The 1,212-nt window shown below is 61.9% G+C and carries 1 protein-coding gene; it reads right to left on the bottom strand.

The genetic code is table 11. The features are described from left to right. On the bottom strand, positions 1-1,212 hold a 1,212-nt coding region (locus H5U08_RS19325), incomplete at both ends, for a hypothetical protein (RefSeq protein ID WP_297036972.1).

Raw genomic sequence — 1,212 nt, 5'->3', positions numbered from 1 at the left:
CGTTGGCCGTTACTGTCACATCGGTCTTTCGCACACTGTACACCAGGGTGTTCAGTCTCTGAGATCGCAGGGCCTGCACCTGCTGAAACGTGGGGTTGGCTGGATCGGGCCCCCGGCCGTTGCAATTGGCGAGGAAGCAATAAACTCCCTGGTTGGGCACTGCCCAGTCCACCACGGCGAGAAACTGATGCTGTCCCTGAACCAGCCCCACGGCAAACGCGCCCCGACCGATGTCGAGAAGGGGGTTGGACCGCTGGCTCTGGCTCGCGCCCCGCGGCGGTGGTGGGAGCGGTACCGGCTGGATGTCCACCACCAAATCGTACTCCTGAGGCGGGATCACATGGAAGACGATCTGGGTGACCGGTTCCGGGGCAGAAATGATTGCTTTCGGCCCGATCTGCCAGGTCCCCTGAAGACTGATCCGACGTGCCGTCGCCAGTCCCAGCAGATTGATCAGTCGGCCGGATTCCGCCAGTCGGGTTCTGACCCGCTGGGCCGCTTCACCCGTCAGTTTCGCCTCGCACCGAAGGTACCAGTAACCGGCGCGACGTCTGACGGCCGCCTTTTCCTGGTCGGAAAGCGTTTCCGCAATCGCCCACCAGTCATCGCCAACTTGCGCCTGCGCTGCTGGTTGAACCGGATTTTGCAAATCGGCCTGAGCCACCGTTCGAACCAGGGCGGTTTCCCCCTTTGCCAGATAGGGCAGTCCTTTTTGCCAGGCCTGTTTGACGAAGCAGTAGAATCGGCCGACGGCTTCGTTGGCCGCGGGATCGTCGGGCGTGGTCTGGAGCGTGGCCAGATGTTCGCGGATCGACTCGAAGGCTGCCGCAATCTGACGAACTTCCTCCTTCCGCCGCAGGAACTGATCCTTCCGCACGTTGTCGCGGAGTTGACCGGCCAGGGTCGCTGCCATTTCGAGCAGGCTGTCTGCTTCCTGATAGCGATCTTCCTCAACGGCGGATTCTGACAGTGTTTCCAACTGGCCAAGCAGCTTTTCTCGCTGCTCGGTGGACCGCGCATTCCGCACGAGGCTCTGTGCGGCCTCCAAATGGAGCGACCACGGGTCCATTTCGAAGCCAAGCCCCAGCGCCTCTCCGGCCTGGATGGCCAGAGCGAAATCCCCACCACTCAAAGCCAGTTCGCGAGCTTCCTGATAGAATGCGAATCGGCGAACCGGGTCGGTCTCCTGATTCCCCTGTTTGAGGAGCCTGC

The organism is Thermogutta sp. (assembly GCF_014359955.1).
GTDB lineage: Bacteria > Planctomycetota > Planctomycetia > Pirellulales > Thermoguttaceae > Thermogutta.
This window is presented reverse-complemented; position numbering and strand designations above follow the sequence as displayed.